The sequence below is a fragment of the Alcanivorax sp. genome, assembly GCF_040119285.1.
Lineage (GTDB): Bacteria > Pseudomonadota > Gammaproteobacteria > Pseudomonadales > Alcanivoracaceae > Alcanivorax.
The window spans coordinates 368,348-393,141 of record NZ_JBEDTY010000032.1 but is presented as its reverse complement, the minus strand read 5'-3'; the positions used below and the strand labels follow the sequence as shown (position 1 = coordinate 393,141).

23 protein-coding genes are annotated in these 24,794 nt (G+C 55.2%); 9 read left to right on the top strand and 14 right to left on the bottom strand.

Translation table 11 applies throughout. The features are described from left to right. Positions 1-55: 55 nt before the first annotated feature. On the top strand, positions 56-2,557 hold the full coding sequence (plsB, locus tag ABNH10_RS11215; protein ID WP_349386009.1) for a glycerol-3-phosphate 1-O-acyltransferase PlsB: 2,502 nt from the start codon (positions 56-58) through the stop codon (positions 2,555-2,557). Between the two features lie 77 nt (positions 2,558-2,634). On the opposite strand, the gene ABNH10_RS11210 is transcribed toward plsB, so the two are convergent. The 5 genes from ABNH10_RS11210 to yoaA form a co-directional block, all read right to left on the bottom strand. Next, positions 2,635-3,351 carry a class I SAM-dependent methyltransferase gene (locus ABNH10_RS11210; protein WP_349386231.1) on the bottom strand — a complete coding sequence of 239 codons (717 nt, stop codon included), beginning with the start codon at positions 3,349-3,351 and terminating at the stop codon, positions 2,635-2,637. Between the two features lie 23 nt (positions 3,352-3,374). Continuing rightward, the gene (locus tag ABNH10_RS11205; RefSeq protein ID WP_011588413.1) at positions 3,375-4,172 is read right to left on the bottom strand and encodes an undecaprenyl-diphosphate phosphatase; all 798 of its coding nucleotides are present in this window, start codon (positions 4,170-4,172) and stop codon (positions 3,375-3,377) included. 107 nt (positions 4,173-4,279) lie between these two features. Further along, complete coding sequence (locus tag ABNH10_RS11200; protein ID WP_349386008.1) at positions 4,280-4,714, bottom strand: acyl-CoA thioesterase; 435 nt, start codon at positions 4,712-4,714, stop codon at positions 4,280-4,282. Continuing rightward, positions 4,711-5,385, bottom strand: a complete 675-nt coding sequence (gene tsaB, locus ABNH10_RS11195; RefSeq protein ID WP_349386007.1) for a tRNA (adenosine(37)-N6)-threonylcarbamoyltransferase complex dimerization subunit type 1 TsaB — start codon at positions 5,383-5,385, stop codon at positions 4,711-4,713. Before tsaB ends, ABNH10_RS11200 begins: the two co-directional genes overlap by 4 nt. Continuing rightward, complete coding sequence (gene yoaA / locus ABNH10_RS11190) at positions 5,382-7,331, bottom strand: DNA repair helicase YoaA (RefSeq protein WP_349386006.1); 1,950 nt, start codon at positions 7,329-7,331, stop codon at positions 5,382-5,384. Before yoaA ends, tsaB begins: the two co-directional genes overlap by 4 nt. Positions 7,332-7,460: 129 nt before the next feature. Here yoaA and mobA point away from each other — a divergent pair, with 129 nt between their 5' ends. After that, on the top strand, positions 7,461-8,015 hold the full coding sequence (gene mobA / locus ABNH10_RS11185; protein ID WP_349386005.1) for a molybdenum cofactor guanylyltransferase: 555 nt from the start codon (positions 7,461-7,463) through the stop codon (positions 8,013-8,015). 92 nt (positions 8,016-8,107) lie between these two features. On the opposite strand, the gene ABNH10_RS11180 is transcribed toward mobA, so the two are convergent. The 4 genes from ABNH10_RS11180 to ABNH10_RS11165 all read right to left on the bottom strand — a co-directional run bounded on the left by ABNH10_RS11180 (position 8,108) and on the right by ABNH10_RS11165 (position 11,569). Next, positions 8,108-8,494: an SCP2 sterol-binding domain-containing protein gene (locus tag ABNH10_RS11180; protein WP_349386004.1), complete on the bottom strand. Its 387-nt coding sequence runs from the start codon at positions 8,492-8,494 to the stop codon at positions 8,108-8,110. Positions 8,495-8,721: 227 nt separating this feature from the next. Beyond that, entirely contained in the window at positions 8,722-10,008 is a 1,287-nt protein-coding gene (locus tag ABNH10_RS11175; protein WP_349386003.1) for an ammonium transporter, read from the bottom strand. 10 nt (positions 10,009-10,018) lie between these two features. Further along, positions 10,019-10,357 carry a P-II family nitrogen regulator gene (locus ABNH10_RS11170; protein WP_349386002.1) on the bottom strand — a complete coding sequence of 113 codons (339 nt, stop codon included), beginning with the start codon at positions 10,355-10,357 and terminating at the stop codon, positions 10,019-10,021. A gap of 342 nt (positions 10,358-10,699) precedes the next feature. Continuing rightward, positions 10,700-11,569, bottom strand: coding sequence for a tetratricopeptide repeat protein (locus ABNH10_RS11165; RefSeq protein WP_349386001.1), 870 nt, complete (start codon positions 11,567-11,569; stop codon positions 10,700-10,702). A 208-nt stretch (positions 11,570-11,777) separates the two neighbouring features. Between ABNH10_RS11165 and ABNH10_RS11160 the strand changes: the two genes are divergently transcribed. The 4 genes from ABNH10_RS11160 (at position 11,778) to minE (ending at position 16,420) form a co-directional block, all read left to right on the top strand. Further along, positions 11,778-14,234, top strand: a complete 2,457-nt coding sequence (locus ABNH10_RS11160) for an acyl-CoA dehydrogenase (protein WP_349386000.1) — start codon at positions 11,778-11,780, stop codon at positions 14,232-14,234. 351 nt (positions 14,235-14,585) lie between these two features. Continuing rightward, on the top strand, positions 14,586-15,317 hold the full coding sequence (minC, locus tag ABNH10_RS11155; RefSeq protein ID WP_349385999.1) for a septum site-determining protein MinC: 732 nt from the start codon (positions 14,586-14,588) through the stop codon (positions 15,315-15,317). 32 nt (positions 15,318-15,349) lie between these two features. Next, entirely contained in the window at positions 15,350-16,165 is an 816-nt protein-coding gene (minD, locus tag ABNH10_RS11150) for a septum site-determining protein MinD (RefSeq protein WP_349385998.1), read from the top strand. A 3-nt stretch (positions 16,166-16,168) separates the two neighbouring features. Continuing rightward, positions 16,169-16,420 carry a cell division topological specificity factor MinE gene (minE, locus tag ABNH10_RS11145; protein ID WP_011588401.1) on the top strand — a complete coding sequence of 84 codons (252 nt, stop codon included), beginning with the start codon at positions 16,169-16,171 and terminating at the stop codon, positions 16,418-16,420. Between the two features lie 91 nt (positions 16,421-16,511). Here minE and ABNH10_RS11140 read toward each other — a convergent pair whose 3' ends face one another. Both ABNH10_RS11140 and ABNH10_RS11135 read right to left on the bottom strand, forming a co-directional pair. Further along, the gene (locus tag ABNH10_RS11140) at positions 16,512-16,832 is read right to left on the bottom strand and encodes an antibiotic biosynthesis monooxygenase family protein (RefSeq protein WP_349385997.1); all 321 of its coding nucleotides are present in this window, start codon (positions 16,830-16,832) and stop codon (positions 16,512-16,514) included. Beyond that, the gene (locus ABNH10_RS11135; protein WP_349385996.1) at positions 16,829-17,593 is read right to left on the bottom strand and encodes a M90 family metallopeptidase; all 765 of its coding nucleotides are present in this window, start codon (positions 17,591-17,593) and stop codon (positions 16,829-16,831) included. Before ABNH10_RS11135 ends, ABNH10_RS11140 begins: the two co-directional genes overlap by 4 nt. Before the next feature lie 55 nt (positions 17,594-17,648). Here ABNH10_RS11135 and ABNH10_RS11130 point away from each other — a divergent pair, with 55 nt between their 5' ends. Further along, complete coding sequence (locus tag ABNH10_RS11130; RefSeq protein ID WP_502877128.1) at positions 17,649-18,686, top strand: DMT family transporter; 1,038 nt, start codon at positions 17,649-17,651, stop codon at positions 18,684-18,686. Between the two features lie 216 nt (positions 18,687-18,902). Here the strand turns inward: ABNH10_RS11130 and ABNH10_RS11125 are convergent, their stop codons facing one another. Further along, positions 18,903-19,169: an acyl-CoA-binding protein gene (locus ABNH10_RS11125; RefSeq protein WP_011588397.1), complete on the bottom strand. Its 267-nt coding sequence runs from the start codon at positions 19,167-19,169 to the stop codon at positions 18,903-18,905. 168 nt (positions 19,170-19,337) lie between these two features. Between ABNH10_RS11125 and ABNH10_RS11120 the strand changes: the two genes are divergently transcribed. Continuing rightward, on the top strand, positions 19,338-20,567 hold the full coding sequence (locus ABNH10_RS11120) for a GAF domain-containing protein (protein WP_349385995.1): 1,230 nt from the start codon (positions 19,338-19,340) through the stop codon (positions 20,565-20,567). Between the two features lie 241 nt (positions 20,568-20,808). On the opposite strand, the gene ABNH10_RS11115 is transcribed toward ABNH10_RS11120, so the two are convergent. Next, the gene (locus tag ABNH10_RS11115; protein ID WP_349385994.1) at positions 20,809-21,594 is read right to left on the bottom strand and encodes an acyl-CoA thioesterase; all 786 of its coding nucleotides are present in this window, start codon (positions 21,592-21,594) and stop codon (positions 20,809-20,811) included. Between the two features lie 219 nt (positions 21,595-21,813). Here ABNH10_RS11115 and ABNH10_RS11110 point away from each other — a divergent pair, with 219 nt between their 5' ends. Beyond that, a complete protein-coding gene (locus ABNH10_RS11110) occupies positions 21,814-23,850 on the top strand; it encodes an LTA synthase family protein (protein WP_349385993.1) in 2,037 nt (678 codons plus the stop codon). Between the two features lie 222 nt (positions 23,851-24,072). Here ABNH10_RS11110 and ABNH10_RS11105 read toward each other — a convergent pair whose 3' ends face one another. Continuing rightward, the gene (locus ABNH10_RS11105; RefSeq protein WP_349385992.1) at positions 24,073-24,792 is read right to left on the bottom strand and encodes a proteasome-type protease; all 720 of its coding nucleotides are present in this window, start codon (positions 24,790-24,792) and stop codon (positions 24,073-24,075) included. Between the last annotated feature and the right edge of the window lie 2 nt (positions 24,793-24,794).

The following is a 24,794-nucleotide window of genomic DNA, read 5'->3' as shown; positions in this document are numbered from 1 at the left end:
TCCGGGCTCAGGGCTTTCGCTACACTTGGCCCACATTCGTTAACTGTATCCGACTATGACACCTTGGCTTGGACTGGATCGACTAGGCTTCTTTCTCATACGCGTATTTTTACGCCTGTGCACCCGCGCGAATGCGCTTCCTTCAGACCCCAAAGAACTCCAGCTCGCCGCCAACACGCCCGTGGTGTATGTACTCAGTGATCGATCTGCCGCCGATGCTGCAGTTGCCGACCAAAGTGCCCGGCAACTGGGGCTTTCCTCTGCCCTTCGAGGGTTAACCCTGGGCAAGACGCACCTAAACCATAGCTATTTCCAGTTGTACCGTCAGCAAATGGGTAACCGCCGTCAGCGCCGTGCGATATCACCGCCGCGACTGGAGAAGTTGGTCGCGGTCCTGCGTGACAATCCTAACGCGGATGTACAGTTAGTACCGGTGTCCGTGTTTTGGGGGCGCCGTCCGGAAAAAGAGAACTCCATGTGGCGCATTCTCTTCTCCGACAACTGGTCACCCGCCGGTTTCATCAAGAAATTCTTCATCATTATTACTCAGGGCCGGCAGCTCTACGTTCAGTTTAGTCGGCCCATGTCGCTGCGTACCCTGGTGGACCAGTGCCCAACTGATGATCAGGCTGTTCGCAAGGCATCGCGCATTCTGCGAGTCCATCTCCGCCGCCAGCAGGAAGCCGCCATCGGTCCGGACCTTTCACATCGACGCACCCTGACTAACACTGTGGTGGATTCCCTTCCGGTGCGTGAAGTCATTCGCACTGAAGCTAAACGTCAGGACGTTAGTGAAGAAAAGCTGGAAGCCAAGGCACGCGGTTACGCCATGGAAATTGCAGCGGACTATTCGCACACCGTAATCCGAATCCTTGAGTTGTTTCTAAACTGGTTATGGAATCGCCTGTACGGAGGCATTAGTCTCTACAACATGGATAATCTGACCAAGGTCGCCGGCGATCATGAGGTCATCTATGTACCCTGCCACCGTAGCCACATTGATTATCTGCTGCTGTCCTTTGTGATGTTCCGCAACGGCTTGGTTCCACCGCATATCGCCGCCGGCATTAATTTGAACCTGCCCATCGTGGGAACGATCCTGCGCCGTGGCGGTGCCTTCTTTATGCGTCGCAGCTTCCGGGACAACCCATTATACGCCGCCGTATTCAGCGAGTACCTGCACACAATTACCACGCGCGGCTTTTCCATTGAATATTTTGTGGAAGGCGGGCGCAGCCGTAGCGGTCGCATGCTGAAACCGCGCACCGGCATGCTGGCCATGTCAGTTCGCAGCTTCTTGCGCGATTCTCGCAAGCCCATTGCGTTTGTCCCTGTCTATGTCGGTTATGAAAAAGTCATCGAGGCCGGTTCTTATATCGGCGAACTGCACGGCCAGAAAAAACAGAAGGAATCCGTGGGCGGCTTAATGAAATCTCTTTCTGTACTGCGCAGCCACTTTGGTCAGGTGCATCTCAACTTTGGTGAACCGATCAAGTTGGTGAACTATTTGGACGAGCACAATTCCAAATGGCGCAATGAAACCCTCACACCCGGGGAAAACCCACCCTGGTTCAAACATGTAATTGAAGAGTTGGGCCAGGAAGTAGTCGAATCCATCAATGCTGCCGCCGTGGCCAATCCGGTTAATTTGCTTAGCCTGGCGTTGCTGGCATCGCCCAAGCACACCATGGATATTGCCCAACTTCGTCAGCAACTGAACCTCTACATCTCCCTACTTAAGCAGGCCCCCTACAGCGATAGCGCCGCGCTGGCCACCGACGACGCCGATGCCATTATTCAATACGGCCTTGAGCACGACTTCATCGATCGCATAGAGCATAAACTGGGCGATGTGGTAACCACCGACGAAAAAACGGCCTTGCAGATGGCCTACGTGCGCAACAACAGCCTACACCTGTTCATTCTGCCTGGGCTGATTTGCTCTCTGGTAATGAATGCGCGCTCTGTAAGCATTGATGTACTGCAAAGCATGGTTCGCCTGCTCTACCCCTTCCTGCGTAGCGAGTACTTCCTGCACTGGCAGAGCGACGAAGAACTAGCCGCAGCCGTCAACAATATCGTCACCGTACTACAGCAGGAGCAATTAATTAGCAGGGAAAATGACTGCCTACACGGCGCCGCGATTCATACCCACGAATCCGACATGCTCGATCATCTTGGCCAAACCGTCATGCCCTCTCTGGAGCGCTACTACCTAACCATTCAACTATTGGTGCAATACGGGCCTGGTAAACTCACCGCTGAGCAGCTAGGCGAACTAGCGCATCAGACTGCACAGCGGCTATCACTGTTGTATGAATTCAATTCTCCAGAATTCTTCGATAAGGTGGTGCTAAAGAACTTTATTGCTCAGCTCTATTCCACTGGCCTGGTAACGCCCGACGGTAACGGCGCGCTGGAATTTGATGAAGAGCTAAAGGCCCTTGATGACGAAGCCAGCCGCATTTTCAGCCCTAATATCAGTGACGCTATCCAGCGCGTCACCCGGGTTACTAATTTGGGCAACCTGCTTACCGCTTCTCCTGAGGCAACCTAAGCACTCCCGGTCATCTTTTTTGCTGGCCGGTGTCTTTTTCCTTCTCAATCAGCGAGTTATCGAGGGAAGAAGGGCACTCAGGCACAGGTATAAATATCGAACCGTACTGCCTTGCCCCTTTGGCTGAAGGACGACGTTACGCCCGCCAGAAAACGGGCTTTTATCGGGCGTTTCACGACCACCCGGGAAGGACCAAGGGCGCGCGCCCAATCCAGTAATTGCTGTTCTTCAACTTCATCCGGGTAAGGACAAAGCCGCTGCAACCACTGCAGGTCTTTTTTAACCGCCGCACTTTTTTCCCGAGCGGGAAACATGGGATCTAGGTACACCGCGTGGAGAGCAGATGGCTCAGCAATTTTGCTGTCTGCGCACGCCAGCAACTGCATGTTCGCAACAAGGCTGGCAGGAGCCCTTTGCATACCATCAGCAAGCATCGCATGAAGAATCGGCGAACGCTCAGCCAACAGCACCTGAAATCCTGCCTGTGCCATCAGGGCCGCATCCCGGCCGAGCCCCGCCGTGGCGTCAAGCACCCAGATCCGATCGTCTTTGGGCTTGCCCAGCGCCTTAATCAGACGCTCATGGCGCACCCGCTCGGGAGTGAGTCGGTACCCCTGCTTGCCGTCACAGAAACTGACCGTCAGCGGCGTTTGCTTGCCACCGGGACGCCACAGGCTCAGGCAATCATCATGCCAGCCAAGCACCAGCTCAAGTGCCTGCCCACTGGCCTGGGCTTCATTTTCAACCCAGAAACCCGGAAGACCTTTCGGGCAACCGGGTAATAACCCAAGCACAGTGTCCAACCATTCACTCTGCCTCATGCCAACCAGAACAACAGAGCCACACCGAGTATCAACCGATAGACCACAAACGGCAGCATGCCAACGCGCTCCAACAAGCGAATGAAGAATACAATGGTCAGGTAAGCGGTTACCGCACTAACGATAACGCCCAGAGCCATCATCCCCCAGTCCACCACCACTTGCTGCTCAATCAAATCTTTGGTTTTAAGCAGCCCGGCCCCAAGGATCACCGGAATCGATAACAAAAAGGAGAAACGAGCCGCATCCTCACGACGATAGCCCAGCGCCAATGCCGCAGTAATGGTGATACCACTGCGCGAAGTGCCGGGAATCAACGCCAATGCCTGAGCCAGACCAATAAAAATGGCACCTGCAACGCCTAACCTAGCCAACGAAAACTCCCGTTTACCAAAAGCATCAGACGCCCATAGCAACGCGCCGAATACCAGCGTGGTGATAGCAATTACCAACGCCGAGCGTAGTTCACGCTCAATAAAATCATCACCGAGGAAACCAAACACCACCGCTGGAATTGTGGCCAACGCCACCAGCAAACCCAACTTCAGGTCATCATTCATCCGGCGCTGCTGAACGGCTAGGCCGGCCCCCCCTACCATGGCAATCAAATCACGGCGGTAATACATCATCACTGCCAGCAAGGTCCCCAAATGCACAGCCACATCGAACGCCAAGCCCTGATCTGGCCACCCGAGGATTTGGGACGGCAGAATCAGGTGAGCGGAACTGGAAATAGGAAGAAACTCGGTAAGCCCCTGTATCAGAGCAAGAACCAAGGCTTGGAACCAATCCATGGAAAGTCCTTATTGATTGTAACGCTAGAAACCAAACGTGCGTTGAAACAACGTGCCTCAGCACCAGCTTGAGGTTACGCAGACCCGATTTAGAAAACGGCGGTGCCCTATTCGTCCGCCGTCACTTTATAGCCCTGTAGAAATTCTACAGGCATACGCCGTGGTTTGCCGGAATCCAGTGCCACACACACCCACCGGGTGCGCCCGCGCAGTAATGTTAGGCTGTCGGATTCACGCACAATTTGGTAACGACGCGTAATGCTTATACGGCCATCGTTTTGTACAATCCAGGTACCGATCCTCAGGTTCTCACCCTCGAAAGCCGGCGCCAGATAATCCACTTCGGTATGGCGCGCCACCATGCCCCGGTTAAGCCTCTGATACAAATCCCAACCCAGCCCCAGCTCGGTGGTATGGTGCCAGGCAATCTGCTCCATAAAACGCAGATATTCAGTGTTGTTCACATGGCCCATCACATCGATGGCTTCGGCTGGTACGGTCACTGTCAGCTCATGCACATTGGGAAGATCCCAGTTGGTCATCGTACTGCTCCCTGAATCACTTGATCTCGCAGGTAGACCGGCTGTGCCTGTTCCGCACTCACACATTCTCCACGTTCGAATGCAGGTAATGCCAGTTGGGCAACCGCTTGCGCATGGGGGTGAGCGCCAGCGACACAGAAGCTTGCGCCATAGGCCGCCAGGAGCGCGTCTTGATGCACCAAACCGGAACCAACAATCATCCAGTCAGCGCACGGCAGTTCTGGCAAAGCATCAGGCTTGAATAGCCCATCACAAAGCACGGCATGGGCCGAGCCCGGCTCACACTCATAGGCGCCGAGGTAAAGCTCGCCCATGCGCGCATCAAAACAGGCGATAACATGCGGATTCACCTTCAGTGCCTGCGCGCTCAGCGCACAAGCCGCTAAAGTGGAAACCCCTACCACCGGTAGATCCGCCGCGAAGGCCAAACCCTGGGTTACAGCAGCAGCGACCCGCACACCGGTGAATGCACCTGGGCCATGCCCGAAAGCAATGCCATCGAGATCGGCAAGCCGGAAACCCGCCTCCTCCAGTATCCCCTCGACCATGGGCAATACCCGTTCGGTCTGCTGGCGAGGCGCTTGCTCAAAGCGTTCAATCACACTGCCATTATCCAACAGCGCCACCGAGCAGGTTTCTCCTGCGGTTTCCAATGCGAGTATTCGCGTCATGATTCCATTTTTTCCGCTTCCTGGCCCTGACGGGCCAGATAATCAAAAAACCGCTGTACCACATCCAGCTTACGGGTGCGGGTCATGTTGGGCAGGCTGTTAACGAACAACTTGCCATAACTACGCGTCAGCAAACGCGGGTCTGCGACTACCAGCAACCCGGTATCTTTCGGGTCACGAATCAGTCGCCCGGCTCCCTGGCGCAGGGCCAGCACCGCTTGGGGTAGTTGGTAATCACGAAACGCATTACCGCCATTGCGGTTAATGTGCTCGATGCGCGCCGCCGCCACCGGATCACCGGGTGAACCAAATGGCAGTTTATCGATAATCACACAACTGAGCGCCTCACCGCGTACATCAATGCCTTCCCAGAAGCTGCTGGTTCCCAACAACACGGCATTGCCCTTTTCCCTAAACGCATCAAGCAATTCACGCCGCCCGGCTTCACCCTGCACCAACAAAGGGTAATCAAGCTTCTGGCGAAGGATAGCCGCGGCTTCACGTAACGCTCTGTGACTCGTAAACAGGAAAAAAGTGCGGCCCCTGGCTGCATTAATGACCGGCACCATGGCAGCGGTGAGTTGCGCCGTGTACTCACGATCATTCGGCGCCGGCAGCCCTTCCGGGGCATAGAACACGGCTTGGCGCTTAAAATCGAAAGGACTCTCCAGCCTAAGGGTACGGGCAGAATCCAGCCCCAGGCGATGCTGGATATGTTCAAAGCGTCCGCCCACCGACAACGTGGCTGAGGTGAGAATCCAGCTACAGGGGTTGCGCTCACGCTGGGCTCGCAGCTGGGCCGCCACGGACAACGGTGTGCTGTGCAAGACTACAGAGCGTTTGAAGGTTTCAAACCAGTACACCCGATTCGGCTGGCCGCCTTTCAGGTAGGCCGCCAGGCAATCCACCTGTTCACTGGCGCGCCGGGAGCAGGCATCCATCCCCCGGCTCGCCTTGGCCAGCGGTCCGAGAAATGCATCCAGCTCCTGCAAAGCCTGCAACAGTGCCTCTCCGGCCTCAATCACCGCCTGATTCTCTGCCACTTCCGTCCAGGGCTCACGGCGTTCGCCGTCCCCCAGGCTTAAGCGTAAATCCATGCCGCCTTTATCCACGGCGGCCACTAGGCGATTTAGCTCCGCCAGATCCGCGGCGGTATGGCCCGCTTCAGACAGGCTATCGCGGCCCAATTCCTGAATCTGTCTGGTGCTCAGGGTGTCGGCGAAAAACGCCGCCGCGATTTCGGGTAGCTGATGGGCCTCATCGAAAATCACCGTATTGGCGGTGGGCAGCAGCTCCGAGGCGGCACCATTGCCGCGCAACGCTGCGTCGGCGAAAAACAGATGGTGGTTGACCACCACCAGGTCTGCTTCCTGAGCCTCTTTACGCGCCTTCATCAACGGGCATTCGTTATAGCGGGGGCATTCTGTCCCCAGGCAATTGTCCGCGGTGCTGGTCACCCAGGGCCATACTGGCGCATCTTCCGGAATCTGTTGCAGCTCGGCGATATCTCCGGTGCGGGTACGCCCTGCCCAGTGCGCCACGATCTGCATCTGCCCCACGGTCTCACGGGTGAGAAAACGGGCGTCTTCTTGATGCAGCTCCAATCGATACGGACATAGATAGTTGGCACGCCCTTTCAGCAGCGCCACTTTACGCGGCAAGTTCAGCGCCTTCTTGACCATGGGCAGGTCTTTAAAGAACAGCTGGTCCTGCAAGCTTTTGGTGCCGGTGGACACCAACGTCGGGCCTTCCGATAGCAGTGCAGGCACTAGGTAAGCTAGCGTTTTACCGGTGCCCGTTTCCGCTTCTACTAACAGCGTGGCACCACTGCCAATCACGTCTTCCACCGCATCCGCCATTTCTAGTTGCGGTTCACGGGGCTGATACCCAGGCAGAAGCGGCGCAAAGCGCACTAAGTCGGTAAGATGATTACGGGCGGTAGTCACATAATTTCCCTGAAACGTGTCTGCACTCGGGGCGGGCAAAACACAAGCTGTCAGCATCGCCCAACGCGCGCGCAGAGCATAGCCGATTCGCCCCTAGAACCCAACGCGAGAGCACGACGAGAAGGCAATATGATCGACTATACCTTAATCATTCTGGCCGGCGGACAGGGCCAACGCATGGGCGGTGCCGACAAGGGACTGGTGGAACTGGACGGCAAGCCGCTGGTCGCTCATCTGCTCGACAATCTGCTTCCGCGTCCCAGCCGCATTGTGATTAGCGCCAACCGCAATGCGGACCGCTATCAAGCTTGGGGAGATCCGGTCGTGGCAGATCTGCGCGACGGCTTTTGCGGTCCGCTAGCCGGGCTGGAAGCGACTCTGGCCGCAAGTCAGGGCCTGTGCGTGTGCTTGCCCTGTGACTTGCTAAAACCACCCACTGAAATGATCGAGGGTTTACTGGCGTCGGCGTCATCTGAGCATATCTGCGTTGTCCACGACATACTACGTCGACAACCGCTATGCATGGCCTTATATGCCGAACATTGGCGGGGAGCGTTGGGTGATTATCTGGATGCAGGCAAGCGAAGTGCACACGGCTGGCTAGACCAGGTATCTGTACACCCAGTGGCCATAACCACGCCATTGCAGAACCTGAATGACAGTGAAGAACGGATATATAAATAGCTAACGCGCATAATGCCCCGAGCATGAGTCATTATGCGTTTTCAAAAAAATGCCCGCGCAAGGCGGGCATTTTTCAGATCGGATTGCCAATATTAGGCAGTCACGTCCTGGATCTGCTTCATCATGGCAAGCTGATCAGCAGAAGGCTGTGCCGTTTGCAACGCCATCAGTTTACTCATGTCACCTTCAACGCGAATCTGGCCGCTCATAAAGCCTTGCATGCCTGCGGACTGGTCACCTTCAATGAAGATGCGCTTGGCCAAGTCGGCCGGCAGAATCATGGTAGTCGGAGCGTCAGCGTGATGACCTTCTTCGATCGTGCCGCCGACCAGAGCCAGCTTTTTATCGTCACCGTCAGCATTAATGCTGATGTTGATCACCAAGTCAGCCAACGCTGCTGGCGTTTCAAGGTCGCCCGCGCTTTCACGGATCTCTTTCACTTTTGCAAACCATTCGTCAGACAAAAATTCGAGGCTCATTTTCGTTTCTCCTTAAACCTATCGATGTAACTTCGACGCCCCCTTTCACAGGGCTGGCACAGGCTTTATTGCTGCTAGCCAATTCAAACGAGCGTTCGAAACTTACCCGTACCTTATAGAAAGGCTTAGGGGGTGGCAATAGCCGCAGATGAGTCCTTACAGGCCAAAAAAGCCAGGCAAAACACCGCGCCCATCGGTTGCTTGAGGGGCAGGTCCCAACATTAGAATCAGAGGTCATAACCGCGCTCTTCATGCAGCGCAATATCCAGGCCTTGAGTCTCTTCGTCGGCGGTTACGCGTAGCGGCGCAAACAGGCTTATTAGCTTGAGCAAGCCCCAAGTCATTAGCGCGGTGTACACAAAGGTTGCCACCACACCCAGCGCCTGCACACCCAGCTGATCCAGCATGGTATAGGCCGGTTTGGCAAACCCGTAACCGGAGAACAGCCCCAGCTCCGTGGAGGCAAACACACCTGCCAACAAAGTGCCAAGGATGCCGCCTATACCGTGAACGGGGAAAACATCAAGGGAGTCATCGATCTTCAGCTTGTGCTTGACGAAAATCACCATGTAAAAACAGATCACGCCAGCAGAGAGGCCAATCACCAGCGCTGCAGCCGGACTAACAAAGCCGGATGCCGGGGTGATGGTACCCAGCCCTGCGACCATGCCGGTGGCAATGCCCAGAGCAGACGGCTTACCGAATTTCTTCCACTCCATGGCCATCCAGGCCAGTGAACCAGCGGCAGCGGAAATGTGCGTTACCAGCATCGCCATGGCCGCATCACCATTGGCGGCCAACGCAGAGCCACCGTTGAAGCCGAACCAGCCTACCCACAACATGCCAGCACCGGTTACCGTCATGGTCATGTTGTGCGGCAACATGCCTTGGGTCGGGAAACCTTTACGATTGCCTAACACCAGCGCTGCTACCAACGCCGCCACACCGGCGGTGATATGCACCACGGTGCCACCGGCAAAATCATACAGCCCCAGATCGGCTAACCAGCCGCCGCCCCAGACCCAGTGACAAACGGGGATATACACACCCAACAACCACAGAATAGAAAACGCCAACATAGGCCCGAAGCGCATACGCTCGGCAAAGGCGCCGACGATCAGCGCCGGGGTGATAATCGCAAAGGTCATCTGGAACAGCCCGTGCAAACTTTTCGGCAAAGTGCCTTCCAGGGTATCGCGGTTTATTCCGGAAAAGAAAACATGATCCAAGCCACCAATCCAGGCATTCATGCCGCCACCATCGGAAAAGGCTAAGGAATAACCACAGATCAGCCACACCAGCGACACGGCGCAAGTAATGGCAAAACATTGCATCAACACCGAGAGAATATTCTTGCTGCGCACCAGCCCACCATAGAACAGGCTCAGGCCGGGCAGCGTCATGAACAGTACCAACGCGGTAGCAGTGAGAATCCAGGCGCTGTCACCACTATCCAGGCCATCGGCCAGGGTCAACGAAGGCAGCATCAACAGTACAGCAATCAACTTTTTCATTATGGGCCCCTTAAATGGCTTCGCTGCCGGTTTCACCGGTACGGATGCGGATAACCTGCTCAAGATCCGTCACGAAAATTTTGCCGTCACCGATTTTGCCGGTCCCCGCGGCCTTGATAATGGCTTCGATTGCCTGGTCCAGCTGCTCTTCACGAACCGCCAGCTCCAATTTCACCTTGGGAACAAAATCCACCACATATTCCGCGCCCCGATACAATTCGGTGTGCCCTTTCTGGCGGCCAAACCCTTTTACCTCGGTAACCGTCATCCCCTGTACCCCCACTTGGGCCAGCGAATCACGAACCTCTTCGGCCTTAAACGGCTTCACCACCGCTGTCAGCATTTTCATTGCCTATCTCCTTGTCCTCATGCACCAACACAACACGCGCCGGAAATTTGCACCGACAATGAGCATTCAAGAATCAGGCCATAAATTAGTGCGCAATATTTCAAACAGTTAACCCTGAATGAAAGTCAATGCGCACCAGCAATGAACAAAGCACTGCGAATTCGCACCACCATCGAACATGGGCCGCATTAAAATAGCGCACTGGATAAATTTGCAGATGACGGGGGAGCCCAAGCGCGCACCAGAAAATGCCCACCAACCGTTTGGTAATCGTCGCTAGAAGGGGGAAAAAACAGAAAGGACGGGCAACGGCAGATCCGTTACCCGTAGCAACAGGGCATATCAGTAAAGATAGTTAAACATCTTGCGGCGATATTCACTGGCCAACGGATCGCCTTTGGGAAGACATTCGAACACTTCAAGCAGCGCACTGCGGGCCACGCCTTCGCGGAAATCACGGTGCTCGCGAAGCAGTTTCAGCAGCGCCTCAAGCCCCTGCTGAAACTGGCCAGCGGCAGCAGCCTGCAAGCCATAAGCATAAAGATCTTCCGGGGTTGGCGTGTCGGCAATACGGGCAGACAAATCCGCCAGGCTTTGCCCTGCACCTTCCCATTTTTCCAACAACGCAAAGCGCGCCCGGAACGGCCGTAGCGGCTCCGCATCTTCTGTCACTTGTGCCAGCACCGACTGGGCATCATCCAAACGGCCTTCACCTAGCAGCAGCTCCACCAACAAGGCGCGAATGGCATGCTTGTCCGGGCTCTGCTCCAGCGTCTGGCGCAACGCCCCTTCAGCTTGCTCGGTGTGGCCTGCTTCAATGGCCATACGCACCTGCTCGATAAATCCTTCTTCCTGTTGCTGCTGGGCGGCTTCGGGATCCACCGCTGGAGCCAACCACTGGCGTAGCGCGCCTTCGGTCTGGGCTCCCTCCAACTCGCTGACCAACTTTCCTTGAAACACCAGCTTGAGACTGGGCAGGCTGCGCACACCAAACTGGCTGGCCAGCATTTGCTGCTCATCCGCATTCACATTGGCCAGGATCACCTTGCCTTGGTATTCGTTGACCAGACGCTCTAGGGCCGACGCCATTTGCTGACTGGGTTCACTCCAGCTCGCCCAGAAACCCACGACCACCGGGATCTGCTGGGACTGCTCAAGGATTTGCTGAATGTTCTGCTCGGTAGCTTCAATGATAGGGCTGTTCTGCTGCAACGCTATGCTCCTGAAAACGCATTCAAAGTGGCATCCAGTGTAAGCCATCATCCAGATTAAATCTGGTTAAACCCTGTGCAACCTGTGGCGTTAGCGCGTTAGACTGAAGTTAGGTGTGTGGTTTGCAGTTCATGGTGGCGGTTTCGCGCCCTCTCCATGACCGGAGCCGCATGTTGGAAGGCATTCACCCCAGGCAAAGGAGATCTCCATGCTTAGCCTCTTGGCTATTGTGTTGTTAATTGCCACGCTGATGACCCTCTTCTATCAGCAAATCAGCCGAGGCATTGGCAGTGCCGTTTTCGTTATCGTTTGGCTGCTCTGCGGCTTCCTCGCGTCTTGGCTGTTTCACCCCATCCCCCTGATTCTGCTCGCTGCAGGCGTTACTGTGCTTAACCACGTGGACCTGCGACAGAAGTTTATTGCAAAACCCGTCTACAACGCGTTGGCCAAGGTTATGCCTGCCATTGGCGATACTGAACGGGAAGCCATTGAAGCGGGCACCACCTGGTTCGAAGCCGACTTGTTCTCCGGCCGCCCAGATTGGGAAAAATTCGCCCATATCCAGTTCACCACCCTCACCGATGACGAGCAATCTTTCATTGATAACGAAGTGGTTGAACTGTGTGACATGCTGGATGAGTGGCAAATCTTTCACGAGCTGCGCGACCTGCCTGAGGAAGTCTGGGATTTCCTCAAGCACAAGGGCTTCTTCAGCCTGATTATTCCTACCGAGTATGGTGGCAAGGCTTTCTCGCCCTACGCACAAAGTCGCATCATGAGCAAAATCGCCACTCGCTCGCTTACCGCTGCTGTTACCGCCATGGTGCCCAACTCCCTTGGCCCCGGTGAACTGCTGGCTAAATACGGCACTCAGGAACAAAAAGACCGCTGGCTGCCCGGCCTCGCCAAGGGCGATGAGATCCCCTGCTTTGGGCTCACTGGGCCAGAAGCCGGCTCCGATGCAGGGGCTATCCCCGATACCGGGATCATCTGCAAAGGCACGTTTGACGGCAAGGAAGTGCTGGGCATGCGCTTGAACTTCGCCAAACGCTGGATCACCCTGGCCCCCGTAGCCACGGTAGTCGGCTTGGCCTTCAAACTGTATGACCCGGAAAAGCTGCTCGGTGATAATGAGGACTTGGGCATTACCTGTGCACTGATTCCCGCCGATACAAAAGGTGTGGAAATCGGTCGCCGGCACTACCCTGGTTCACCGTTCATGAACGGCCCCATCAACGGCAAAGATGTGTTCGTACCCTTGGATGCCATCATCGGTGGGCCGGATATGGCAGGTCGTGGCTGGCGCATGCTGATTGAGTGTCTCGGTGCTGGCCGCGGCGTCTCTCTGCCTGCGCTGGCCACGGCCAGTGGCGAAATGGGCTACCGCACCACCGGCGCCTTTGGGCGCATCCGTCGCCAGTTCAATACTGCTGTAGGTGAATTCGAAGGGGTGCAGGAAGCGTCTGCGAATGTGGCTGCACTGGCGTATACTCTGGAAGCCTACCGTCATCTGGTAACCCGCTCACTGGAAGACGGTGCTCCATCTGTGGTTACGGCCATGGCCAAGTACCATGCCACCGAAATGATGCGCGAACTGATCAATCACGGCATGGATATCGCCAGCGGTCGTGGCATCCAGCTGGGCCCAAGGAACTTCTTGGCCCTGCCCTATCAGTCCGCGCCTATTGCCATCACCGTGGAAGGCGCCAATATTCTCACTCGCTCGTTGATGATCTTTGGCCAAGGGGCCATGCGTTGTCACCCGTTCCTTTACGATGAACTACAAGCCATTCAGGCGGAAGACAAAGAGCAGGGGCTGCAGGATTTTGATGCTCTGTTCTTCTCTCACGCAAGCCATACCCTGGGTAATATCAGCAGTGCCATTGCCCAGGCATTAGCCAGCCCCTACCTGTCCGACGCCCCGGGCAATGCCGATGCCTTCAGTGCCCCCTGGTATCGCCTGATCAGCCGTTACAGTGCGGTGCTGGCCAGCACCTCGGACATGGCCCTTGCCCTGCTGGGCGGCGACCTCAAACGGCGTGAGCTGCTGTCCGCCCGCCTGGGGGATGTGCACAGCCAACTGCTGATCGCCTGTGCCATTCTCAAGTACCACGCTACCCTGCCCCGCGACGAAGCTAACGATGCCCACGCGCATTACGCTTTGCGCATGGCCTTCAGTCGAGCCCACGATTCTCTCGACGCCTTCACCAGCAACTTTGGTTTCTTCGGTGTCGGCCATGTGCTTAAGCGTCTGTTCTTCCCGCTGGGTCGGCCATGCAAGGCTCAGGCGCCAAGCGATGATCAGATTCGCACTCTTGGGAAAATGATCATGGAACCTAGCTCAGTACGCGATGCCTTGGCAGAACCGGCCTATATTTCCCAGGATCCGGAAGATTCCATTGGCCGCGTAGAAGCCACCTTCAACAAACTGCTGGAAGTGGAGCCTGGGTTCCTGGCGTATCTGAAAGCAGAGGGCAAAGGTCAGCTGGAAGGCAAGACCGTATTGGAAAAACTTCAGGATGCGGCGCGCAAAGGCATCATCGATGAGAACCAGGTGGATGCCATCAATGAGTACGACGCCATGCGTTACGATTGCCTGCTCACCGACGCCTTTGACAAGGATCTGAAGGAGGTGCAAGTCCACGCAGAACGGCCAATGATATAACCCCCCAGGGGCACAGTGGCCAACACCACTGCGCCCCTCTACTTTTCCCTCACCATACCTTTTGAAGTTTATGAAGCGGCCTATCTTGAAAGGAAAAGCGGCTCCCCCTCCCACACAAACATTAACCAGTGCTCATTTTCACAAAAACGCAACACTCGCATTCTTCGCCAAAATGCCGCTTTTTCCAGCAGTTAACTCCCTGCCTGCTCGATTTCAGACAGATTTAACATTCAGATCATCCTTTTACCGCTTTTACGCATGATCGCTTTCGTCTAGTCTTGCCCAAATTATGCCCCACCGGGCCCGGAGCACTATTACGCCTCCCTTTGCCCCTCGGACAACAGGTCAGTAATGACAGCAGTCGTTGAAGAAAAAACCGCAATCGAATTCAAAGGCCGCATGCTAATGATGACGGTCCTCCAGCTGAAAAACCTGGATGCCAACGTGCTTCACCAGCAGGTGAGCCAACGTCTGGAGGATGCCGCCCAGTGGCTGCAGGAGGCCCCGGTGGTGATCGATGTCAGCCCTGAGCTGGACAGCGACCCTGTGGCTCTGATGGCGGCCGTAGACACCCTGCGCAGCTTGGGGGTGAACCTGGTGGCTCTGGCCCGCAGTGAACATATAGACGCAGATACCGCATCGATGCTGGGCTTAGGTACCCTAAGCCTGGCGGGCGGCCGTGAGGTACCCCGACGCACCGAACCTGAACCGGCCAGCAACGAGGGCGCGCCCGAAACCACGCCCGCAGCCCAACACGTTGAAACCATGGTGATCGACCAGCCGGTGCGCTCCGGTCAGCAGGTTTACAGCCGTGGCGATCTGATTGTGCTGGCCCCGGTTAGCACTGGTGCCGAAATCATGGCCGACGGAAACATCCACGTTTACAGCAACTTGCGTGGCCGCGCCCTGGCCGGTGTTCGCGGCGACACTAGCGCGCGTATTTTTTGCCAGCAACTGAATGCTGAACTGGTATCCATTGCCGGCCATTACCGGGTAGCCGAAGATCTGCCCGAGTCATACCGTAACAAGCCTGTGCATCTGTGCATGCAGGGCGATGCGATGCATTTTACCGCGCTGAACTAGCGTGCATAAAACATGAAGGTAAGGAGAAGAGCGTGACGAAGATCGTGGTCGTGACATCCGGCAAGGGTGGCGTCGGCAAAACCACCACCAGCGCAGCGCTGGCCACAGGCCTTGCCCTGCGCGGTTTTAAAACCACTGTGATTGATTTCGATGTAGGCCTGCGCAATCTGGACCTGATCATGGGGTGCGAACGCCGTGTGGTCTATGATCTGGTCAACGTGATTAGTGGCGATGCCAACATCAAGCAAGCACTGATCAAGGACAAGAAGGTGGACAACCTGTTCATCCTCCCGGCCTCTCAGACCCGCGACAAGGACGCCCTTACCATCGAAGGTGTGGAAAGCGTACTAACCGCCCTGCGTGACGACATGCAGATGGATTACATCATCTGCGACAGCCCTGCCGGCATCGAAAAAGGCGCCCTTATGGCGGCCTATTTCGCCGACGAAGCCGTCGTCGTCACCAACCCGGAAGTCTCCAGCGTGCGGGACTCCGACCGTATCATCGGCATCCTCGCCAGCAAGACTCGCCATGCCGAGCAGGGTGATGGGGATATCCCCGCCCGCCTGTTGCTTACCCGCTACTCCCCGGAACGGGTGGAAAACGGGCAGATGCTCTCCGTGGAAGACGTGCAGGAAATCCTTGCCATCGAATTACTCGGCGTAGTGCCGGAATCCCAGGCCGTACTCAATGCCAGTAACGCTGGTAGCCCGGTAATTCTGGACACGGATTCCGATGCAGGACAAGCGTATAGCGACGCCGTGGCACGCTTCCTAGGCGAGCAATTGCCGCATCGCTTTATCACCACTAATAAGAAAGGTCTATTCGGCCGTCTGTTTGGAGGCTAACGGATGAGCATCTTTAGTTATTTGCTTCCCAAAAAGCAGAACACGGCATCAGTGGCGAAAGAGCGCTTGCAGATCATTGTGGCCCGCGAACGCTCCACACGCGGTGGTCCAGATTATCTGCCGCAGCTGCAAGAAGAGCTGCTTCAGGTGGTCCGCAAATATGTTCCCGTGGACCAAGACGCCGTGAACGTCCAGGTAGACCGGGAATCCGGGTGTGAAATTCTAGAATTGAATATCACCCTGCCGGAAGGCTGATTCCTAAAGCAACCGCCCCTGTTGCAGGCTACTACTCCAGCACAGGGGCGCTCGCTACTTGCCCCCTTGTTTACTTTTGACCAACCCTGTCTCACTCAGCCTTGCTCGGCGGCAACACCTGCCACTGCGGCTCGTCGTACTCGCCGATCACGCTGACCTCAACCACCTTGGCGTGCTTTTCCAGAATCGCTTTTACCTTTGCGCTACGGCTATCGTCTTTGGCATCACGGTGTGCCTTGCTCTCCCAGTGAGCGATGGCCAGCACCGTATCAGAGTAGCCAATCTTGCGGTGCAGGTAAGTCCCTTTTGCCCCAGCACTTTGCTGAATAATTTCACTGGCCTCCACCCAACCCTTAGCGTACTCATCCACGCTAAAACCGGGCTTCACCCGCACTTCGAAAATAAACTTCATGGTCGCTCTCCCTGACGATAGAACTGAGCCAGTAAACGATACAGCGCTGGCCAATCCTTATAAAGTTGATCCGGCCCTTCGAAAAACGCCTCGCTGCACACCGCAAAAAATTCCCCCGGGCCGGTCAGCGCATAGGCATCCACCGGCATGTGCCGGTGGTGCTGATAATCGCTCAGCAGCGCTTCCCAGCACGCGGTGAAGGTTTCATGCCATTGCTTCGGGTCCATCCCGGTATGCAATGGCGGCCTGCCGTTGGCGCCATTGCGGCGCATATCCAGTTTGTGGGACATCTCATGAATCACCACATTACTGGCTTGATTCTCTGGGGCACAAGCCTCAACAATCGCGTCCCAAGAGAGAATAACCGGGCCCTGGTGCCAGGCTTCTCCGGCCAACACCGGGCCCTGGGCATGCACTACGCCGTCCTCACTGAGGTGAGGACGGTTGGGAATGAACGCGCCCTCGTACAAGATCACCGTGTACCAACCGTCATACCAGTCCAACCCTAGGTACAGAATCGGCACGCAGGCCATGGCGGCCACTTTCAGGCACATGGCATCGGTATAGGCAAAGCCGCCGCCAGGCGCAATGCTTTTGCGGGCCAGAAAGCGCAGCGACAGATCAAACAGTGCCTGCCGCTCTTGCCCCTCAAATCGAACCATTAATGGCCAGTCAGCTACAGCGGCTTCCCACTCCTCGCGGGTATAGCCCATTTTTTTAACGCGTCGGGCATCACGCCAATTTTTCCAGGCTGCAAACATCCATTGTCCTCGTACAATCGGTCATTTGTGTTGTGCGATGGTATCTACTCTGACCATGAAAGCGACATTTCACTGGCCATTACCCGCCACCACGCCTGTGCTACCATCGCCGGTCTGTCTCAACTGCGAACCCTGCTCAGTGACTATTAGCCAAGCTCATAAAGCCGATCTGCTGCTTCTAGTGGTCACCCTTCTGGCTGCCATCAGCTGGATGTTCTCCAAAGAAGCCGTACTGGCCATGCCTCCCTTGTTGTTCATGTCACTGCGCTTTTTGCTAGCCTCTGTGCTGCTAGGCTGCATAGCCCATCGCCAGCTGCGCCGGCTATCGCGCCAGCAGCTGATACGCAGCGCGCGCGTGGGGCTGGTATTCGGCACCGCGATGAGTTTCTGGATTGTCGGCCTAGCGGTGGGTGATCACGTGGGCGAAGGCGCCTTCCTGACCAGCTTGGGAGTGGTGCTGGTGCCAGTGATTGCCCGTATTGTCTTTGCCGAAACGGTGCCCACCAGCACTTGGCTGGCCTTGCCTGTGGCTGCTGGTGGCTTGGCCCTGCTATCACTTGAGCAAGGATTGCACCTAGATGTGGGCCAGCTCTGTTTTGTGGCTGCCGCGACCATCTTTGCACTGTACTTCAACCTCAATACTCGCGCGGCCAATACTATCGCCATCCAATCAGCCAGCGGTGAGCGTATCGAACACCCACGTATACCGGCCATGGCACTGACTACCGTCGTGTTGGCCGTGGTGGCTCTGGTGACCGGTACGCTGTCAGCCTTCAACGAACCCTGGGGCCCGGTGTTTACGTCGATGACCCCCTCACTGGTGATGTGGATTGTGCTCAGTGCCAGCATTGGCACGGCGCTGCGTTTTCTGGTTCAGACCTATGCCCAAAGTCTTTCCCTCCACAGCCACGGTGTAGTGATCATGGTGCTGGAACCCATGTGGACAGCATTAATTGCAGCGGCCTGGTTCGGCGAACACATGACCTGGATCCAGCTGGCGGGCTGCGCTCTCATTTTTATCTCTTTGCTGGTCAACCGTTGGCGCAGAGTACGGACTTTGCTGAAATCATTGGTTGCACCGAAACGCCCCTAACGGGCGGGCGGATACACCTGGCGTGTCCAGCCTCTATGCGCCAACGTCCGACGCTAGAAGCACAACACCCTGAAAAGACCCGTTAGCGGGGTAAAAACGTGGAGAAATACTTGGCAGCGGGATGTGCAACCGGTTACGACAAAACAAACCCTAAAGGCAATACAGGCTAGGGAATAGCGGATGGTGAGTGCATGACGCACTCACCACGGTAAGCAATCAGCTTTTATGGCTTTTCAACAAAGCGTCCACCTTGTCGATATATTTGCCTTTGGCTTCGTCCGCACTCAACCCTTTCAACTTGGCCCAAGCGTCATACTTGGCACGTCCCACCATATCCATCATTCCTGGGCGCTTGCCAGACACATCGCCCGTGCTGCCCTGCTTGAAATGGGCATAAAGAAACAGCAAGTCATTATTGGACGGTTTGCTATCAAGGGTTTTAACATCTTTCTGGGCTTGTTCAAATCGGGCAGTATCGGTCATGATGTTTCCTGTCAGATGTGGGCATTGTTGTATAAGGTAGCACTAGGGAGCGATTAAAAAACCCATAGTATGCGCCTTGATTCCACTGGAAATAGTGCGCTGTGATCGTATCGGAATCAACATAAGCGCGGGCAACAAAAACATAACAAAGAATAATCAGGTTACGTCATGAACGACGCAGAGCAATTCCAGACCGACCAGACCATCGACCCACAACAGGAAAGCATTCTTCGCGATGCACTCAATACCTTTATGGTTCAGTTTGATCGCGACCTAGAGCAGCGCTATAAGCAACACTCTCATGACCGCACACTGGATCTGATCAATCGCTCAATCTATCTGATGCTTGGCCTTTACCTGCTCGTGGTAGTGCCCGTTATCCTAATAGTAAAAACACCGGAAATGGCAGCCTGGCGCAATTATGGTGTGTACCCCATTGCCGTGGCTTTGGTAGGCCTCTGGTGCTGCACCCGTTTAGACTGGTTGCGCCCACACGCCATTAGCGTCATGTATCTGGCTTTGTGGTTGTCACTCTCAGGCACCATTCTGGGGGGCATTCGCTTCAATAGTAGCTTCCCAGGGCAAGTTTCATCCTTTGAAAGCATCTACCTACTTATTATCGCGTTCTCTATTCTACGCTTGCCACCACGGCAAACCTTAATTACCGCCATCATCGCTGCGGTGTTTGCCCTCGCGATTAGCGTGATTACAGCGCTCAACATTCATCTTCTGTTAATGATGCTGTCCTTCTCCATTCCACTGATTATCTGCACTGTGAACGGCTATATTCTGGACATCAGCGCCCGGCGTAACTTCGCCAACAATTTGTTGCTAGCACACGAATCCGCACAACTGAATCGCTGGCGCGCACAGGCAGAGAAAGAGGCCAACCGACAGCAACAGCTCAATCTCTTTATGGGGCAAATCGCCGGTAATCTGACTCCCTCGCAATTACTCGAACGGGTGCTGGGTTATTTAGTCCAGCACGTAGGTGCGAAAATCGGCGCAGCCTACGTACTGGAAGGTACCCAGCTCGTTCGCAAAGCCAGCTGGGGCCTGAGCGGCGAAGCCCAGGCCAGAGAAGTAGTACCCGCCAGTGAAGGCTTACTCGGCGCGGCCCTGGATCAACGTTTGTTGATACAGCAGCATCAGGTCCCAGAGCATTATCTGGATCTGGAAACCGGGCAGGGAAAAAGCCCCCCAGGAGCCGTGCTACTCTGGCCGTTGATCCAGGATGAGCACCCTCTAGGCATCATAGAAATTGCCAACACCCAAAGCTTCGATCAGGAACAGCAGACGCTGATCAGCGAACTGCATCGCCCCCTGGCCTATTCTTTACAGTCCGCCCAGCATCGCCAGCAGTTCCTTGGTGAGGCGACCACCAGTGCCAACGTCTGAATCGATTAATAGCGCGAGCGGCTTTTTTCACTTTCAGCATGACTGATAAAACTGAGCGGGTTGAAGCGACACAATGATAGCCAGCCAGCAGGCCCTCAAAAACGCGCCCCTCATTACCCGACGCGAGGGGCGAACTAGCCTGGAACTGCGTATTCAGGGTGCCTCCAGAGACTGACAAGCGACCGCAACGGTACAGAGGCTTCCCTAAAGTCCACGCTTGCCCGTAGCGTCCGCTACGGCTTCATGCAAATACCGTAAAGGTCTGTCGACTCAATGCCACCGCCTTGCCCTCCGCATCCCAAATCACCGCCTGGCTTTGGCCGTAGCCATCACTACATTGGTCCGTGTTTACCCGGTATTGCCATAAAGTCTCCGGCGAGCGGGCCCTAGGGTCATCCAAGAGCTCCATAGTCCACGTCAAGGAACTGGCTGGCGCTGGCTTTTTGAGCAGAGGCAAAACTGAAGGCGCCCAAGTATCCACCAGCGCAATCAGCGCTGCCGTGCTCATGGTTTCTGGCGGCACAGTGAAACCCATATAGCCACCGTAATCTGGCTCCGAACTGCCACTGAAAGGTGGCATGCCTTCTGCGTAGCGAATATTAAAGTGGGAAAAGAAATCCGGCGTCAACCCTTTGATGAACGGTACCGAAATGCTCTGCTCTGGAGATTTCATCGTTGGCGCCGATGGCCCTTCTACCACTACACTGGATTCCCGACTGACCCCAAAGCTGGCCAGCATAACCGCTACCACCTGCTCACCTTGACGGGCGGAGACCATGGCCTGCATAACGGATTTTCCTTCTCGAAACACTGTCTCGTCCAGTGCCACCGGACCCGGCACCGCAGGCGCGACAAAAGAGAGAGAAAAGCTGCGTAGAAACCGTCCGCGAGCCACGGTTTTTTCTAAATGTTCAAACAGCACCGCCCCCACCAAACCACCAAATAAGGTCCGGCCCTGCCCCCACCCTTCTGGAAACGCGGCGTTACCCTTGCCATCAACCGTGGCTAGAATCTCATCGAATGTCATGGTCTCTCACTTCTGCGTATATTGAATTTGCGGTGCTTTATTTACCATTCCTGCGAAGCCAGTAAAAGTCATTATGCCGTCGCAAAGAGGATCAACGGCGCCATAACCAGCAACAGTGCACATAAAACAGCCGAAAAACGTGTTTTCCCATGCGCTTGATGGCCCTTGCCGGTAGCATAGGCGCCCCTTTTTTAGTTTCGCCAGTATGGAGACAATGGCATGACCTGGTTGAAATCCCGACGTCTGCAGTATCTGCTGGCCATCACCGCCCTCTTTTTCTCGTTGATGGTTGTGCTACGTGTCGTCTTTTATTTTGGCTTTTCAGAGATCTCATCCTCAACAGCCGCAGACTCTGAAGCCGTGCTCAGTGCTTTGGGCATTGGCCTGCGTTTTGACTTGCGGCTCGCTCTGTTAATAATGCTGCCGTTGGCCGCCTTGGCTTATCTGCCACGGGTCAACTTACTAAACAACGGCCTGATGCGGTTTCTTGCCCATAGCTACCTGATCATTGTTTTGGCCCTGCTCGGCCTCACCTATATTCTTGATTTAGGCCACTATGCCTATTTGGGCGAACGACTCAACGTGACTGCCCTGCGTTTCTTGAAAGATACTCGGGACTCCACGTTGATGGTCTGGGAAAGTTATCCGGTAATCTGGATTACCTTGGGCTTAATTGCCGGCGTAGCGGTTTGTTATTGGCTCGCCAGAATAGCCGAGCACAAGTTGCTGCAACGCCCTGCCACAAAAATTTCTTGGCTACAGGCCACTGCCGGGTTGTTGGTTTGTTTCACTCTTTTCTTCTTTGCCATTCTTGGCCGAGTCAGCAACATCAACATTCTCAATCCGATCCCGCTTCGCTGGAGTGAAGCCTTTGCCTCCGGAGACCGGGCTATTGGCTCCTTGGGACTGAATCCGGTCCTCTACTTTCACGACACTCTGCTCATCCCTGTTTCCCCCTTTGATGAGGAAAAAGTTACCGAGTATTACCCCCTGATTGCCGATCACCTTGGCATTCCCGAAGATAAACGTCAGGATTTGAATTTTACGCGCATGCTGGATGTACAGAGTCACAAGCTCGATTATGACCGCCCCCCAAATGTGGTTTTCATCATGCTTGAGTCGCTGGGCGCCAGCCGTGTCAGCAGTTACGGCTTGCCCGTTGAAAGCACCCCGAACTTGGACCAGCTGGGCCACGATGGCTGGCGTTTCGAGCATTTCTATGTCCCAGTGACCGGCACCGCTAAAACGATATGGGCCACGTTTACCGGTATCCCGGATGTAGCCCCAACTGAAAGCGCCAGTCGCAACCCGCTAACCAGCCACCAACGCACAGTGCTGAACGCATTTGAGGGATACCGAAAATTCTATTTCATTGGCGGGAATGCTGGCTGGGCTAACCTGGATGGCTTGGTGCAACAAACCATTGACGGACTCGAACTGCATGAAGAAGGTGACTGGCAATCCCCGGACGTAGATGTCTGGGGCATTTCCGACCTGAACCTGTTCCGGGAATCGAACCAAATTCTCGCTGACCTGCCAGAAGATCAGCCGTTCTTTGCCTTTATCCAAACCGCAGGCAACCATCGTCCTTTCACCCTTCCTGAGAATAACGGTGATTTCAAACCCCGCACGGATCTGTCCGATGAAGAGTTAGCCAAGTTCGGCTTCCGCAGCGCAGCCCAGTTCAACGCAGTACGCCTGCTGGATTACAACGTAGGGGAATACATTAAGTGGGCCAAAGAAAGTGATTACTTCGACAACACCCTCTTCGTGTTCTTCGGCGATCACAGTAATCGCATCACTACCTTGCCCCACATGCCAGCCATGGATCAGCTGGGATTAGAGAGCAACCATGTGCCACACATCCTGTATGCCCCCAAGTATCTTAAACCCAGGGTCATCAAGGAATCCGTAGGCCTGGTGGACGTGCTCCCCACCATAGCCGGCATGCTAGGGCTGCAATATCCAAACACCACCCTTGGTCGGGACTTCCAAATTCCTGCTCCCGAAGGCGATCGCGCCAATTTTGTGGTGCTGAGGGAAGGCCCCAGTCCGATCTACGGCATGGTGACAAAAAATTTTCTAGTGCAAATGAATGCGGATGGCAGCAATGCCACCCTGCATGATCTGCATAGTGACACCCCAAGCCGAGACGAAGCCGCACAACATCCTGAGGTTTTTGAGCAACTATTCAAGCTTGCCCGTGGCCAATACGAAACAGCGCGCTACATGTTTTACGACAATGTGGATAAGTGACACGCAACGGCTATGATCCTGCAGGCAGAGACCGTAATTGTAATAAATGCTCGTGTTAACACAAAGAGGCCGCCCCGAATCAGGGGCGGCCATATCTATTTCGCATTTTGATCACGCCGACCCGTTATGGCACGATTTCGCGTTTCCACGCAGGGGCCCGGATAAGCCGAGCCGGTAACCATTACTGCCATCTTCCCCAGTAGCTCTGCTCAATCCGCTGGCTTACCACTGCATATCAGGCAAACAAGAAAAGGCTTCACGTAGCCCTTGCGACCAAGCCTCACCCAAGGCCAGGAAATGCATATCGTTCTCCGTGACATTATGGTGATTATTCAGGCAGAGACTGTCTTTCTCGTAGAGCAGCACATCAAGAGGCAAACCCACCGATAAGTTGGATCGGATGGTAGAGTCCAAGCTGATAAGTGCACATTTGGCTGCATCTTTTAGGGGGAGTGAATAGTCCACCACACGGTCCAAGATGGGCTTGCCGTACTTGGTTTCACCGATCTGGAAATAGGGAGTATCGGGTGTGCTCTCAATGAAATTGCCTTCTGGGTAAACCAGAAAAAGCCGTGGAGCTTCGCCTTGTATTTGGCCCCCAACAATGAAACTGCTGCCAAAATCCACGCTGCCCTGGTTTTGCCCGGAGTCACGCATGATCACCTCCCGGCAGGTGCTACCTACCACGCTGGCAACATCGTACATGCAGGACATACCATGAAGGTTGGGCTGGTCACTACCCAAACGCATGTTAAGCAGGCTAATCACACTCTGGGTCGTTGCCAGATTGCCCGCGCTGAGAATCACAACAACGCGCTCACCTGCTACTTCGAACTTGTGAAGCTTGCGATAGGTGGCGATCTGATCTACTCCGGCATTGGTGCGTGAATCAGCCGCAAAGACCAGCCCGTGCTCCAGCCCCATGGCTACACAATACGTCATGC

Coding starts and splice junctions, on each gene's coding strand:
- ABNH10_RS11120 (WP_349385995.1), top strand. CDS start 19,338: ATGAACGACGCAGAGCAATTCCAGACCGACCAGACCATCGACCCACAA.
- ABNH10_RS11125 (WP_011588397.1), bottom strand. CDS start 19,169: ATGACCGATACTGCCCGATTTGAACAAGCCCAGAAAGATGTTAAAACC.
- ABNH10_RS11110 (WP_349385993.1), top strand. CDS start 21,814: ATGACCTGGTTGAAATCCCGACGTCTGCAGTATCTGCTGGCCATCACC.
- ABNH10_RS11135 (WP_349385996.1), bottom strand. CDS start 17,593: ATGTTTGCAGCCTGGAAAAATTGGCGTGATGCCCGACGCGTTAAAAAA.
- plsB (WP_349386009.1), top strand. CDS start 56: ATGACACCTTGGCTTGGACTGGATCGACTAGGCTTCTTTCTCATACGC.
- minE (WP_011588401.1), top strand. CDS start 16,169: ATGAGCATCTTTAGTTATTTGCTTCCCAAAAAGCAGAACACGGCATCA.
- ABNH10_RS11130 (WP_502877128.1), top strand. CDS start 17,649: ATGAAAGCGACATTTCACTGGCCATTACCCGCCACCACGCCTGTGCTA.
- tsaB (WP_349386007.1), bottom strand. CDS start 5,385: ATGACGCGAATACTCGCATTGGAAACCGCAGGAGAAACCTGCTCGGTG.
- ABNH10_RS11140 (WP_349385997.1), bottom strand. CDS start 16,832: ATGAAGTTTATTTTCGAAGTGCGGGTGAAGCCCGGTTTTAGCGTGGAT.
- ABNH10_RS11200 (WP_349386008.1), bottom strand. CDS start 4,714: ATGACCAACTGGGATCTTCCCAATGTGCATGAGCTGACAGTGACCGTA.
- mobA (WP_349386005.1), top strand. CDS start 7,461: ATGATCGACTATACCTTAATCATTCTGGCCGGCGGACAGGGCCAACGC.
- ABNH10_RS11205 (WP_011588413.1), bottom strand. CDS start 4,172: ATGGATTGGTTCCAAGCCTTGGTTCTTGCTCTGATACAGGGGCTTACC.
- ABNH10_RS11170 (WP_349386002.1), bottom strand. CDS start 10,357: ATGAAAATGCTGACAGCGGTGGTGAAGCCGTTTAAGGCCGAAGAGGTT.
- ABNH10_RS11105 (WP_349385992.1), bottom strand. CDS start 24,792: ATGACGTATTGTGTAGCCATGGGGCTGGAGCACGGGCTGGTCTTTGCG.
- minC (WP_349385999.1), top strand. CDS start 14,586: ATGACAGCAGTCGTTGAAGAAAAAACCGCAATCGAATTCAAAGGCCGC.
- ABNH10_RS11160 (WP_349386000.1), top strand. CDS start 11,778: ATGCTTAGCCTCTTGGCTATTGTGTTGTTAATTGCCACGCTGATGACC.
- ABNH10_RS11180 (WP_349386004.1), bottom strand. CDS start 8,494: ATGAGCCTCGAATTTTTGTCTGACGAATGGTTTGCAAAAGTGAAAGAG.
- ABNH10_RS11115 (WP_349385994.1), bottom strand. CDS start 21,594: ATGACATTCGATGAGATTCTAGCCACGGTTGATGGCAAGGGTAACGCC.
- ABNH10_RS11175 (WP_349386003.1), bottom strand. CDS start 10,008: ATGAAAAAGTTGATTGCTGTACTGTTGATGCTGCCTTCGTTGACCCTG.